The organism is Pedococcus sp. KACC 23699 (assembly GCF_045348425.1).
Classification (GTDB): Bacteria; Actinomycetota; Actinomycetes; order Actinomycetales; family Dermatophilaceae; genus Pedococcus.
Map to the genome: position 1 here is coordinate 946047 of NZ_CP157483.1, position 12868 is coordinate 958914.

The 12868-nt window shown below is 68.7% G+C and carries 12 protein-coding genes; 8 read left to right on the forward strand and 4 right to left on the reverse strand.

Going from position 1 to position 12868, the window contains the following annotated elements; translation table 11 throughout:
• Positions 1-80: 80 nt before the first annotated feature.
• Positions 81-1175 carry a threonine aldolase family protein gene (locus ABEG17_RS04375; protein WP_406832068.1) on the forward strand — a complete coding sequence of 365 codons (1095 nt, stop codon included), beginning with the start codon at positions 81-83 and terminating at the stop codon, positions 1173-1175.
• A gap of 39 nt (positions 1176-1214) precedes the next feature.
• On the opposite strand, the gene ABEG17_RS04380 is transcribed toward ABEG17_RS04375, so the two are convergent.
• Positions 1215-2105 carry a PAS domain-containing protein gene (locus ABEG17_RS04380; RefSeq protein WP_406832069.1) on the reverse strand — a complete coding sequence of 297 codons (891 nt, stop codon included), beginning with the start codon at positions 2103-2105 and terminating at the stop codon, positions 1215-1217.
• A 188-nt stretch (positions 2106-2293) separates the two neighbouring features.
• Between ABEG17_RS04380 and ABEG17_RS04385 the strand changes: the two genes are divergently transcribed.
• The 4 genes from ABEG17_RS04385 (at position 2294) to ABEG17_RS04400 (ending at position 6142) form a co-directional block, all read left to right on the forward strand.
• The gene (locus tag ABEG17_RS04385) at positions 2294-3436 is read left to right on the forward strand and encodes a N(5)-(carboxyethyl)ornithine synthase (protein ID WP_406832070.1); all 1143 of its coding nucleotides are present in this window, start codon (positions 2294-2296) and stop codon (positions 3434-3436) included.
• A gap of 116 nt (positions 3437-3552) precedes the next feature.
• Positions 3553-4383 carry an ABC transporter substrate-binding protein gene (locus ABEG17_RS04390; protein WP_406832071.1) on the forward strand — a complete coding sequence of 277 codons (831 nt, stop codon included), beginning with the start codon at positions 3553-3555 and terminating at the stop codon, positions 4381-4383.
• A 56-nt stretch (positions 4384-4439) separates the two neighbouring features.
• Complete coding sequence (locus ABEG17_RS04395; RefSeq protein ID WP_406832072.1) at positions 4440-5258, forward strand: amino acid ABC transporter permease; 819 nt, start codon at positions 4440-4442, stop codon at positions 5256-5258.
• Between the two features lie 2 nt (positions 5259-5260).
• Entirely contained in the window at positions 5261-6142 is an 882-nt protein-coding gene (locus ABEG17_RS04400; RefSeq protein ID WP_406832073.1) for an amino acid ABC transporter ATP-binding protein, read from the forward strand.
• A 323-nt stretch (positions 6143-6465) separates the two neighbouring features.
• Here ABEG17_RS04400 and ABEG17_RS04405 read toward each other — a convergent pair whose 3' ends face one another.
• Positions 6466-7122, reverse strand: coding sequence for a hypothetical protein (locus ABEG17_RS04405; protein WP_406832074.1), 657 nt, complete (start codon positions 7120-7122; stop codon positions 6466-6468).
• Positions 7123-7312: 190 nt separating this feature from the next.
• On the opposite strand from ABEG17_RS04405, the gene ABEG17_RS04410 reads away from it, so the two are divergent.
• Positions 7313-8059, forward strand: coding sequence for a hypothetical protein (locus tag ABEG17_RS04410; protein ID WP_406832075.1), 747 nt, complete (start codon positions 7313-7315; stop codon positions 8057-8059).
• A gap of 267 nt (positions 8060-8326) precedes the next feature.
• Here ABEG17_RS04410 and ABEG17_RS04415 read toward each other — a convergent pair whose 3' ends face one another.
• The gene (locus tag ABEG17_RS04415) at positions 8327-8851 is read right to left on the reverse strand and encodes a MarR family winged helix-turn-helix transcriptional regulator (protein WP_406833128.1); all 525 of its coding nucleotides are present in this window, start codon (positions 8849-8851) and stop codon (positions 8327-8329) included.
• A gap of 153 nt (positions 8852-9004) precedes the next feature.
• Here ABEG17_RS04415 and ABEG17_RS04420 point away from each other — a divergent pair, with 153 nt between their 5' ends.
• Complete coding sequence (locus ABEG17_RS04420; protein WP_406832076.1) at positions 9005-10129, forward strand: FUSC family protein; 1125 nt, start codon at positions 9005-9007, stop codon at positions 10127-10129.
• A gap of 28 nt (positions 10130-10157) precedes the next feature.
• Here the strand turns inward: ABEG17_RS04420 and ABEG17_RS04425 are convergent, their stop codons facing one another.
• A complete protein-coding gene (locus tag ABEG17_RS04425; protein ID WP_406832077.1) occupies positions 10158-10622 on the reverse strand; it encodes a cupin domain-containing protein in 465 nt (154 codons plus the stop codon).
• A 309-nt stretch (positions 10623-10931) separates the two neighbouring features.
• Between ABEG17_RS04425 and ABEG17_RS04430 the strand changes: the two genes are divergently transcribed.
• Complete coding sequence (locus ABEG17_RS04430; RefSeq protein ID WP_406832078.1) at positions 10932-12764, forward strand: GMC family oxidoreductase; 1833 nt, start codon at positions 10932-10934, stop codon at positions 12762-12764.
• Positions 12765-12868: the final 104 nt, after the last annotated feature.

Here is a 12868-nt window from a genome sequence, read left to right on the forward strand (position 1 = left end):
CCTACGACCTCCCGAGGGACGCCTGCCTGACCGTGTCCGGAGAACCTGAGGTCTTCGCGTCAGTGCCGCAGGATGGACCCATGGACTCCCACACCACCCCGGCCGACCGTGAGCAGCTGACGAGGTCGCTGTCCGTGCACGGGCAACAGCGCCGGGCACCGACGCGTCGCCTGAACGAGCTCCTCACCCGCGTCGAGGACGGCGACCTCGACACCTACGGCCGGGGCGGAGCGGTGGCGCGGCTGGAACACCGCGTCGCCGACCTGCTGGGCAAGGAGGCTGCGGTGTTCATGCCGACGGGTGCCATGGCCACCCAGGTCGCGCTCCGGCTGCACGCCGATGCCCGCACGTGCCGCACCATCGGGTTCCACCCGAGGGCGCACATCGAGGTGCACGAGCTCAAGGGGTACGAGATCGTGCACCAGCTGCACGGGAAGCTCCTCGGCGACCACGACCGCCTGGTCACCCTCCAAGACCTGGAGGCTGTCCGTGAGCCCCTCGCAGCCGTCCTCCTCGAGCTCCCCCAGCGCGACCTCGGAGGGCTCCTGCCCACATGGGAGGAGCTGACGGCACAGACGTCCTGGCTGCGTACCCGGGGCATTGCGGCCCACCTCGACGGGGCGCGACTGTGGGAGGCACAGCCGTACTACGGGCGTCCGCACGCCGAGATCGCCGCCCTCTTCGACACGGTCTACGTCTCCCTCTACAAGGGCCTCGAAGGCCTTGCCGGAGCGGTCCTCGCAGGGCCGTCCGACCTCGTGAACCAAGCGCGTGAGTGGCGGGATCGGCTGGGTGGGAAGCTGCACCACGCCTGGCCGCTGGCGGTGTCGGCGGAGCTCGGACTCGACGGGCTGGTCCCCAGGATGCCTGCCTTCTGGGAGCGGGCCCGCGAGCTGGCGGCGGCTCTGCGGGACATCCCAGGGGTGGAGGTCCTCCCTGACCCGCCGCAGACCCCGCTGTTCCACGTCATCGTCCCGGTGCCGCCCCAGGCACTGGCGGCGGCACACCAACGGTTCGTCGAGCGCCGAGGACTCGAGCTCTTCCTGTACCCGCGGCCCACCACCTCGCCCCGCTGCAGCCGGTTCGAGGTCACGGTCGGCGAGAACGCCATGACCATCGATCCCCACGAGGTGCGCGCGTCCCTGATCGAGGTCCTCCGGGACGCGGCGAGCTAGCCGGCGCGCGACCACTGGTCGCCGACGTGTTGCCGTCAACTACGGCGTGACGACCTCGCGCAGGGTTCGCATGGCCCGCCCCACGGCGTCGCGAGCGGCAAGGATCAGGACGGTGGTCGTGGGTGCCGCGTGCGCCAACGCGCGGTCGAGCCCGAGCCCGGCCGCGAACAGGTCCTGGAGCACCTCGGAGTGGACCGCCTCCAGGATGCGCTCGCGCTCCTCGAGGCGGGTGAGGCGCTCGCTGCGCCGTATGTTGCAGACTTGGCCCTGCGGCCCCGGCTGGGCGTAGAGGTCGGTCACCGCCACCTCCACCCAGGCCCAGGAGCCGTCGGTGCGGACCCGGAGCTCGCCTGCGCGCTGGGCGCCGTCGGAGTCGCCGGCCAGCAGCTCCTCGAAGGCTTGGTGGTCCTCGGGGTGGATGCGGTCCACCAGCGGTGTGCCCATGATCTCGTCGACCGGCCAGCCGAAGAGGCTGGCGACCGCTGGGCTCGCGTAGCTGACCACGTGACGCTCGTCGACGAGGACCGCAGCGTCGGTGGAGCGCTCCATCAGGGGCCGGACCGCGTCGCCGAGGTTGAGGGAGGCGCCGACGATGCCGATCAGCTCTCCGTCTCGGTACACACCGCTGTCGGTGACCAGCGCGTGCAGCACCTCACCGCTACGCTTTCGAACCTGGAACCCGCCCGACCACGAACGGCCCTCTCGCAGTGCAGTCATGATCTCCTCGGCCGCCTGCCGGGAGAGCTCCGGCACGGTCACCTCGGAGATGTCCCGTCCCAAGGCCTCCGCGGCGGGCCAGCCGTACAGCTGCTCCGCGGCGCCGTTCCAGGACACCACCGTCCCCTGGGTGTCCGTCGCGATCACCGCGTGGCCGAGGGCGTCCAGCAGCTCGTCGGCAGACGGACGCAGGGGAACTGGCTCGATATCCATGGATCCAGCCTGCACCGCGTACCGCACGTGGTCACGGGGCGAAAGCCCCGGACCGAACGGTCGACGACAACCAGACCCCGCTCGATCTGTGCGCGACCGGGAGCGGTCTCATCTCGCGAGGGTACTGGCGAGCGTCGAGGCCGGAACCTTGAGTGTGTTAGACAGTGAATCCACCTGAAGGGGCATACGTGCAGAAGCTCAGCCTTGGACTCGTCTCCCGCTCACGCAAAGAGAACGAACGCCGACTTGCCATCCACCCACGGCACCTCGAACGCCTCGACCCCGGGCTGCGGGGCCGCGTCTTCCTCGAGCAGGGGTATGGCGAGGGCTTCGGGATGTCGGACGAACAGCTGCGCCCGTTCGTCGGTGGGATCCGTACCCGCCAGCAGCTCGTGGACGAGTGCGACATCATCACGCTGCCCAAGCCCCTCGCGGCCGACGTCTCGGAGCTGCGAGAGGGCCAGGTGCTGTGGGGCTGGCCGCACTGCGTGCAGGACTCCGAGATCACCCAGCTGGCGATCGACAAACGGCTGACCCTCATCGCTTTCGAGGCCATGAACCACTGGAATTCGGACGGCACGTTCAACCTGCACGTGCTGCACAAGAACAACGAGATCGCCGGCTACGCGTCCGTGCTGCACGCGCTCTCGCTGGTCGGCTCGACCGGCAACTACGGTCGCCGACTGAACGCCGTCGTCATCGGCTTCGGTGCCACGGCACGAGGCGCCGTGACCGCCCTCAGCGCCCTGGGCCTCAACCAGGTGGACATCCTCACCCAGCGCGAGGTCACCAAGGTCGCCTCGCCCATCCACTCGGCGAACATCGTCACCTTTGACCAGCCAGAGGACCTGCGCCGCAGCGTCGCATCCACGGAGAACGGGCCGGTGCCGTTGGCGCGATACCTCGCCGAGCACGACATCATCGTCAACTGCGTCCTGCAGGACCCGAACGCGCCGATGGTGTTCCTCGACGAGGAGGACCTGTCGACCCTGGCGCCCGGCACGCTGGTCATCGACGTCTCCTGTGACGAGGCCATGGGATTCAGCTGGGCGACACCGACGACGTTCGCGGATCCGATGTTCACCGTCGGCGACCACGTCCACTACTACGCGGTCGACCACAGCCCGTCCTACCTCTGGGACTCGGCGACCTGGGAGATCAGCGAGGCGCTCCTCCCCCACCTGGCGACGGTGTTGTCGGGGGCTGCCGCCTGGGAGTCGGACGAGACCATCCGTCGCGCCATCGAGATCCGTGACGGCGTGATCAACAACCCTGCGATCCTCGCCTTCCAGTCCCGCGACGGGGACTACCCCCACGCCCGGACCCGGTAGCAGGTCACGATTCGGGTCTCTTGAGCGCAATGCCCTGTATGCGGCCCCTTGCTGGGTAGTGTCAACGGCAGCCAGACGTGGGTTGACCACGTCAAATACCGTCAAGGAGCACCCCGGTGACCACCTCACGCATTTACCGCGCCAGCGCCCTCGCTGCCGCCGCACTCATGTCGACCACGGTCCTTGCCGCGTGCGGTTCCGGAGGCGACGACGCCCCCGCCGCCAAGAACTCCAACGGTGTCACGACGATCACCGCAGGCAAGCTGAAGGCCTGCACCCACCTCTCCTACAAGCCGTTCGAGTTCAAGGACGGCTCCAAGGTCGTCGGTTTCGACGTCGACCTCATGGACCTCGTCGCGAAGAAGCTCGGCGTCGAGCAGGAGGTCGTCGACATCGAGTTCGCCACGATCACGTCGGGTGCCGCCTTCGCGGCCAAGAAGTGCGACGCCGGCTTCGGCGCGACGACGATCAACGACAAGCGCAAGAAGGCAGTCCTCTTCTCCGACCCCTACTTCGACTCCACCGCGGCACTGATCGCCAAGAAGGACTCCGGGGTCACCGACCTCGCTTCTCTCAAGGGCAAGAAGCTCGGCGTCCAGACCGACACCACCGGCCAGGAGTTCGCCGACAAGGAGAAGGGCGCCAACGGCTACACCCCGGTCGTCTTCGATGACCTGCCGACCCAGCTCGCGGCCGTGCTCTCCGGTCGCGTGGATGCTGCCTTGAACGACAACGGCCCCCTGCTCGACTACGCCAAGGACAACCCGACGACCACGGTCGTCAAGGAGTTCGACACGGGCGAGCAGTACGGCCTGATGTTCAAGCTCAACGACGCCAATGGCACCAAGCTTGCTCAGCTGACCAACGAGGTCCTCAAGACCGCGCAGGCCGACGGCACGTACAACACGATCTACAAGAAGTGGTTCGGAGTCGACGCCCCGAAGTGACCCCGTGTGTCGCCGCGATGACCATGCCATGACCACGCAGGTCCTCAGGAGGACCCATGAGCACCACGACTGAAGCTCCCCGGAAGAAGCTGTCCCCTCGGAGGCGGGCCCAACGGATCCGGTGGATCCAGTACGCCGTGCTTGCCGCCGTGGCCGTTGCCATCGCCCTCTCGGCCAACTGGGGACAGATCCAGCAGGTGTTCTTCCGCTCGGACATGATCAAGGCCACCTTCACCGAGGGCCTGCCCAACGCCTTCAAGAACACCCTCGTCTACACCGCCGGGGCGTTCGTCATCGGCCTGCTGCTGGGCACGGTCCTGGCACTGATGCGCCTGTCCTCGATCGGTCCCTACCGCTGGCTCGCGACGTTGTGGATCGAGTTCTTCCGGGGGCTGCCTGCCATCGTCGTCTTCATCGCCTTCGGCCTGCTCCCCCTGGCCTTCGAGGGTCTGGTCATCCCTTTCGACCCCTACGGCACCGTCTGGGTCGCCCTGGGCCTCGTCGCCTCGGCCTACATGGCCGAGACGATCCGCGCCGGCATCCAGGCAGTGCCCAAGGGCCAGATCGAGGCGGCTCGCTCCCTCGGTATGCCGGCCGGTGTCGCCACGCGCAAGATCATCCTTCCCCAGGCCTTCCGCGTGGTCACCCCGCCCCTGACGAACGAGGTCATCCTCCTGGTCAAGGACTCCTCGCTGGTCTACGTCCTGGGGCTGTCCACGACCGGCTACGAGCTGACGAAGTACGGCCGCGACCTCGCCAACACCAACGCCAATCTCACCCCGCTCGTCGTCGCCGGCTTCTGCTACCTGGCCATCACCCTCCCGCTCTCCATCCTCGTGCGCCGCATGGAAGCCCGTCAGAAGAAGGAGCGTTGAGCATGTCCGTGATCGCCTCCGCAGCCCCCGTCGTCGCGGTTGTCGACCTGCACAAGTCGTTCGGCAGCAACCACGTGCTGAAGGGCCTCGACGCCACCATCCACCAAGGAGAGGTCGTCTGTGTCATCGGCCCCTCGGGTTCGGGCAAGTCGACCTTCCTGCGGTGCCTCAACCTCCTCGAGGAGCCGACGAGCGGCTCCATCAAGGTGGGCGGCGACGAGGTGACCGACCCCGACTGCGACATCGATGCCATCCGTCGCAACATGGGCATGGTCTTCCAGCAGTTCAACCTCTTCCCCCACCTCTCGGTGCTCGACAACTGCACCATCGCCCAGACCACGGTCCTCAAGAGGAGCAGGGACGAGGCTGCGTCCAAGGCCCGCGAGAACCTCGAGAAGGTCGGCCTCTCCGAGAAGGAAGACGCCTTCCCGGCTCAGCTCTCCGGCGGTCAGCAACAGCGTGTCGCTATCGCCCGGGCGTTGTCGATGGACCCCAAGCTCATGCTGTTCGACGAGCCGACCTCCGCACTGGACCCCGAGCTGGTGGGCGACGTCCTCTCGGTCATGCGCCGCCTCGCCAGCGAGGGAATGACGATGTTCGTGGTGACGCACGAGATGGCCTTCGCCCGCGACGTCGCCGACCGCGTCATCTTCATGGATGGTGGCGTCATCGTCGAAGAGGGTGCGCCCGAGCAGGTCATCGGCGAGCCCACCGAGGAGCGGACCCGGGTCTTCCTCCAACGCGTGCTCGACCCGACGCACGTCGAAGCGGGGTCGGAGGACGCGGCATATGCCAAGCGTCACGTCACCGAAGGGGTGGCCGACGACGTCGATGGGAACCGCCCAGGCACACGCGGTCGCAGCGCGGGGGCTCGCCTCGGCTGACAGCGTTAACGGCTCAGGAGGATGGCGATCGCGCAGAAGAGAGCCAAGGCCCCCAGGCCGACGAGGTGATCGCGCAACTCATGGGTGGGGTGCTCGTCAAGATCGAGTGACGACATCATCCTCAACCGGGGCGGACCGGCGAGCGGTGGAGCAGCCATGGCGACCTCCTTGCGCACAACGGCACAGTGCCGTCCTACCCAAGGTATGGCGGCCGGGCTGAAATGGGTAGATCACCGATGACGGGGTTCAACCGCCACGCAACGCCGGCACGGGGAGGACGGCGGTGTGTGGAGACCTGAGGCGACCGGGCGCCCGCTCATTGGCTAGTGGTCGTGGGTCAGCTCCTCGGCGCGCCTCTTCACGCCCCGCAGGTGATCGCGTGACATCAGGAAGTCGGCCGGGACGATACCCAGCCAGCCGCCGAGGGTGAACCACCACGGGTCGGTCACCCAGCGGGATCGGAAGTGGTACCTCGTGCGCTGCCCATCGTCCACCGGTGTCAGGACGAAGACCCACGTCCAGTCCAGAGTTGCGCGGTCCCTCCAGTTCATCGGGAGGTGGCTGTTGGACCGCAGGACAAGCGCTCGTTCGGGCTGGATCTCGACGACATGGAGCCCGGTCTTCGTCTCCGGGGGTCCGTCGGGGATGAACATGCCGACGCAGATGTCCTGCAGCTCCGGCAGGATGCGGTCGGCGCTGGGACCGTTCTCAGGGAACAGCAACCGGTCCACCCACCGTGCGGTGTACCAGGCGCCGCGGCCCCATCCCATCTGCACCAGCCATGGCCACACCGCAGCTGGCGGTGCCTCGATCGTGATCGCGTGGTCGGTCTGGACGCGGGCCTCGGCGATGAGGTCGTCACCGGGGAGCTGCTTCGTCCTCTCCTCCGCGCTCGACCCGTAGGTGCGGCCGAGGTAGACCAGCGCAGCCTCAGCCGCCGCTGCGGCCGCTGCCAGTCCAAGCCCGAGCTTCGCGGCCATCGCGCCTCCTTCATCGGGCAGCCTGGACCCGATCGTCGCTCTCATGTCCAGCATGAGGAAGAGGCCAAGGTCCCCGCTCTTTCCCGGGGGAGAGGGCTCCCGACCGGGGCTCGCGACGGCCGCGGCCACAGGGGCCCGCTCGATATACTTGAGGCATCGAGCGGGCAGCCGCTCGGTAGCGGGAGGCATCATGCGAGTGTTCGCGGAAATCGGCGGCACCGTCACTGGTCTGTCGTCGTTGAGCGCGCCACTGACGATCGGCCTGGGGCTGGCGGTGCTGTTCCTGCTGGCGTTGTGGGGGACCGCGGCGCTGATCGTCTGGCGGGTGTACCGGCGCGTCCGCCGCTGGCGGGGTTGGCACCGGGGTGCGGCCGCCGCAACCCGGGCGCGGGCGCTGAGACCCGGGCCGGCGCGTGACGTCGTCCGGCTGCGTCATGACCTGCGCGCGGAGGTCGAGGCCGCCGACGTGATGTTGTCCCGCGCGAAAGACGGCCGGCTGTTCATCGCCGACGCACGTGCCCTCGTCGACGAGCTCAAGATCCACGCCGCAGAAATGGATGCCGACCTCGCCAGCGTCCAGGACTACGCGGACACAGACCAGCAGCGCAGCGCCCTGGACGCGCTTCGCCCTCAGGTGACGCGGCTGATCGAAACCAGCTACCTGGCTCGACAGACGATGCTCCAGACCGAGATCGCGGACCGCGAGCGACACCTCACGGACCTCAGTGACCACGTCGAGCGGCAGGCGGCCGCGTTGAGGATCTATCGCCGAGGGGCGCACGGTCTCGACCTGAGCGATCCGCACGGCAACCCAGCCCACCCGAGCAGCTCGCCGTCCCGGGGCCAAGCCAACACGCGACTTCACCCACCGGGCTGGTCCTCGCCGCGCTCAGGGTTGACCAGGAGGGTTGAACAGCAGGCCTCGCAGCGGAAGTGAGGCGCCTGCTGCCGTCGGCACTCACGGCAGCAGGGCCACGGCCGTCTCCGTCGTTTCAGAGCGGAAGAGCTGCCTCGAACGGGCTTCGTCGTGATGCCCGACCTGCTGAAGCACCAGCCGACGCGAGCGCGGGCCACATCAAACCTGTGCGCGGAGGCCGGGGAGCTCGGCGGTTGGTGAACCTGCACCCTCGCTTCGGAGCAAGGTGCCGCCGGTCGTCCATCCCGGAACACGGTGGCGCAGCGGATGGGGCCGCACGGCTGCGGGTCATCCAGGGGTCTCTGGCGCGCCCCTTTGCCGGTCCTTGCTGGACCCGGCTTGCTGGCCGCGTCCTTCCTCCCACATGGAGGTCAGCGCCCGCAGCCGTTCGGCCAATCCCTCCATGGCCCAGGGAGGGGCGTCGGCCAGCAAGGCATCTTCGAGCTCGAGCTGGGCGGGAATCACTTCGTCCACGAGCGCGATGCCCGCGTCGGTGAGGACGACCAGGGACGAGCGGCCGTCGGCGGGGTTCGCCGTCCGGCTCAGCAGTCCCCGAGCCTGCAAGGCGTTGAGCCGCATGGTGATCGCGGAACGCGGGGCCAGCAGCGTCTGGGCCAGCGCCGTTGGGCTGAGGGGCTCCTCCGCACGGCGCAACGCGGACAGCACGTCCAGCTCGCCGCGGGTGAGCCCGTACCGGGCAAGGAAGGCGTCGCTGGCGTCGAGAATGAGGCGGGCGGCCCGCAGCATGCGGTGGATCACCCCGAGGCTGGTGAAGCTCAGGTCCGGGCGCAGCAGGGCCCACTCACGCTGCATACGGTCCACGACGTCGCCGTCACCCAGCTGACCTGCGTCCTGATCCATCCGACCCCCCGTCCGCGTCCACCACCACCGCCACTCGCGGCAGGTAGTACATGACTGTAGTACCCTCAGGCGTACTTCACTTCTGTAGCATTCTGGAGGCGTCACATGACCGAGGCCACCCAGCCACGGTCCTGGTGGGCGGCGATCTTCGACCTGGGTCCACACGCCGGTGCCCACTGGACCGCCCTGCGGGCGAGCCTTGCGATCCTCGTGCCGCTGGTGGCGTGCTGGGCGTGCGGTCGGCAGGAACTGCTGCTGTATGCGGCGATCGGCGCCTTCACTGCCCTGTACGGCCGACACGAGTCGGCTCGCGTGCGCCTGTCCATGCAGGCGCAGGTGGGTGCGGTGCTGGTGGTCGGCGTCATCGTCGGCGCCATGGTGGCGACCGTCCCGTTCCGGATGTGGCTGCTCGTCCCGGTTGCCACTGCCTGGGCCGGCATCGCGGTGCTGCTGGCCGAGCTGGGCCGATGGCATCCGGCCGGCGCGCTCAACCCCGTCTTCGCCCTCACCGCCTCGGCCACGGTCCCGATCCACCTGGGCACGGTGCCCGCGGCCGCCCTCGCCGCAGGCAGCGCGGCCGTCTTCGCGCTGCTGCTCACCCTGCTGGGTCGCACCGCCCGCAGCGGCGACGAGCCGGTGCGGACTCGGCTCTCATGGCGCGACCTGAGCCCGTCCGACCCCGTGGGCCGTCACGTCAGTCGCTACCTGCTCGGTATCGCGGCCGCTGGGCTCGCCGTCGCAACCAGCGGCATCGGCCACCCCTACTGGACTTTCGTCACGGCTTCGGTCCCCATGTCGGCCCCCGACCTGCACGCCCGCCTCACGCGGGCCGCCCAGCGGGTGATCGGCACCGCCGCCGGACTCGGCGTCGCAGCCCTCGTCCTGGCGGCCCACCCCAGCGGCTATGCCGCGCTCAGCGTGATTGCCGCCCTCCAGGCGTGCACCGAGCTGACCACCGGACGCAACTACAGCCTCGGTCTGGTCTTCTTCACCCCGATGGCCCTCCTTCTCGGCGACCTCATGCTCCCCGCCCCGATCGGCGCCCTCCTGGCTCAGCGCGCCATCGAGACCGTCATTGGCCTCGCCATCGCCCTGGCCGCCACCGTCGTCACCCACGAACGGCGCACACCTGCGAGCTGGACCCGGGCGCATTCATCCGGATCCGGTCACCCTGCCCCGTCACGGTGGGGTGGCTCTCCCCGTCGCGGGCGCAGGGTCGGCTCGCGGTGAAACCAGGCTCCTGTCGCGGGGGTTCAGGCTAGGCGTGCTCGTCCGCAGCCGCGCGCGGTTGGACCGACCACTCGGCTGGTTCGTCGTCGGTGTCAGCGTCAGCGACCGCCTTGGTCTGGTGCACCTTGCCCGGCTTGTGGTGTTGGGGGGCGTAGACGGTGTAGAGCTGCATGGGCTCATCGCCGATGTTGGTGACGTTGTGCCAGCTCCCGGCAGGCACGAGGATGCACCAGCCGTCGGTGACCTCTTGGTCGAAAGTCAGCTGGTCCTTGGCAGGCCCCATCTGAACTCGACCGCGGCCGCGGTCGAGTCGAATGAACTGGTCGGTGTCAGGATGCTTCTCGAGCCCGATGTCGCTGTTGACCGGAATCGACATGAGGGTGACCTGCAGGTAGGTGCCGCTCCAGGCCACGGTGCGGTAGTGCGGGTTCTCAAGCGTTTCGGTCTCCAGGTCGAACGACTGGGGACGGGGGCCGATGTCGGTGATGCTCATGGTTTGACCGTAGCCCTTGCCCGGACCCCGTTGGAATGCTCAACGTCCATGAGTGACGACTGACTGCAATGGCCGGACGCAGGAAGCGAAAGCCGCCTCTCGATGAGGTTTTCGCCTCCCGGCACCCATACCGCGGCATGCCCTGTTCGTGGGCTCGGGTCGTGCACCTGGGGTCCACCGTGCCGGACTGGACTCTCGGCAGGCGGGGAGAAGCGGGGGCGCTGGCTCCCTTGTTTCTCCTTGGGGAGTGTGCTTGCGTGGCGACACCGTCCCCGCCGTCCGGCGAGGTGCCACAACGAGGTGGGATCGATGGACACGACGTACGACTACGTGATCGTGGGAGCGGGATCAGCGGGCGCTGTGATCGCCGCCCGGCTGAGCGAGGACCCGGATGTCCGGGTGTGCCTACTTGAGGCTGGCGGGCCCCCGCCGCCCACGGAGCTGGTGCCCGCAGCGGTCGCCAGCCTGCAGAACGATCCCGCGACCGACTGGATGTTCAACGGCGACCCCGGTGGGGTCGGCAAGGGCCTGGTCGGCGGCCAGATGATGGTGCCGCGGGGGAAGATGCTCGGCGGCTCCTCCGGCCTGAACTACATGGCGTATGTGCGGGGGCACCCGGGCGACTACGACTCCTGGGCCGCTGGGGGCGCGGACGGCTGGTCCTACGAGGAGGTCCTCCCCTACTTCCTCAAGGCGGAGGGATTCGTGAACAGCCCCGAGCTGCACGCCGACCTCGACGTGCACGGGCACCACGGCCCGGTGGGGGTGTCGGTGCGCCAGCCCGTCCTGAGGGCCTCGAACCAGTTCGTCGAGGCCGCGGGCGCCGTAGGGATGAAGCAGGGCGACTACAACGGTCCCGCCCGCGTCAACCCCGACGGCGTGGCCTCGCTCTTCCAGACGACGACGAAGGACGGCAGGCGGAGTTCGACCTTCCACGCATACCTCGAGCCGGCGATGGAGCGGGAGAACCTCACCGTGGTCACCGGCGCGCTCGTCGAGCGGGTCCTGCTCGAGGCGGACGGAGAGGTGGTCCGCGCCACAGGGGTGGCCTATCGCACCGGGCACGGCACGTCCGAGCAGGTGGTGACGGGCACCGAGGTGGTGTTGTGCGCGGGGGCCATCGGGTCGCCGCACCTGCTCCTGCTCTCGGGGGTCGGAGCCCGCGAAGAGCTCACCTCTGTCGGGGTGGCCTGCGTCGTCGACCTCCCAGGCGTGGGCCGCCATCTCAAGGACCACCTGCACACACCATTGATGTTCGCCGCCGACGGCATCGGCGAGACGATGACCGAGGTGGCGATGTCCCTCGGGCCGGACGCGTTGCGATCCCCCGCTGGGCCGCTGCCGGCCGACCCCGCGGACGACGCCCATCTGCCCGAGCCCCTTGCCGCGGCCAAGGCCGAGGCAGAGCGCCGAATCGGCGAGTGGTTCACCACGGGCCGCGGTCTCGCCTCGTCCTCCCTCTACGACGCTGTCGCGTTCTACTCGACCGGGCTGGGCGACGAACACACCCACGACGCGCAGATCGGCTTCCTCGCGACCGGTTACACACCGTCGATCTGGGAAGGCGTCTTCCGCCTCCCGCCGTCGGCGTTCTTCGAGGACCCAGAGTCCTTCTTGGACCCGACACGCGGCCAGGTGGTCGTGCTGCCCAACCCCGTGCAACCCCACTCCGAGGGTTCTGTGTCGCTGGCCAGCGCGGACCCCGCGGCCCCACCGCGGATCGAGTTCAACTACTTCGACGACCCGCACGACGTCAGGGTCATGGTCTCCGTGATGCGCAGAGCCCTCGAGATCTCGAAGGCATGGCCCGGCGGCGGGCTGGGCGAGCCCGTCATTCCGCCGCACCTGGCGCAGGCGCACGGCCACATCGCCGACGCCGAACCCAGCGACGCGCTGCTGGAGGACATGGCCCGCCACTACGCGCTGACCGTCTACCACGCGACCTCGACATGTCGGATCGGCGACGTCGTCGACCCGCGGCTGCGGGTCCATGGCATCGAGGCCCTGCGCGTGGCCGATGCGAGCGTGATGCCCAACATCGTCAGCGGCAACACCAACGCCGCAGCAATGATGATCGGCGAGAAGGCAGCCGAGCTGATCGCCACAGATCATGGCGTCCACCTCCACGAGGTGGTCGGCTGAGCCGCTTGGGCAGCTCGCAGGTCCAAAAGGGGCCGTCAACGTACGCCTATGACCGACCGTTCGACTGCGGCGAAAGGACCCGCGCTCACTACCGGTGGGTTCGG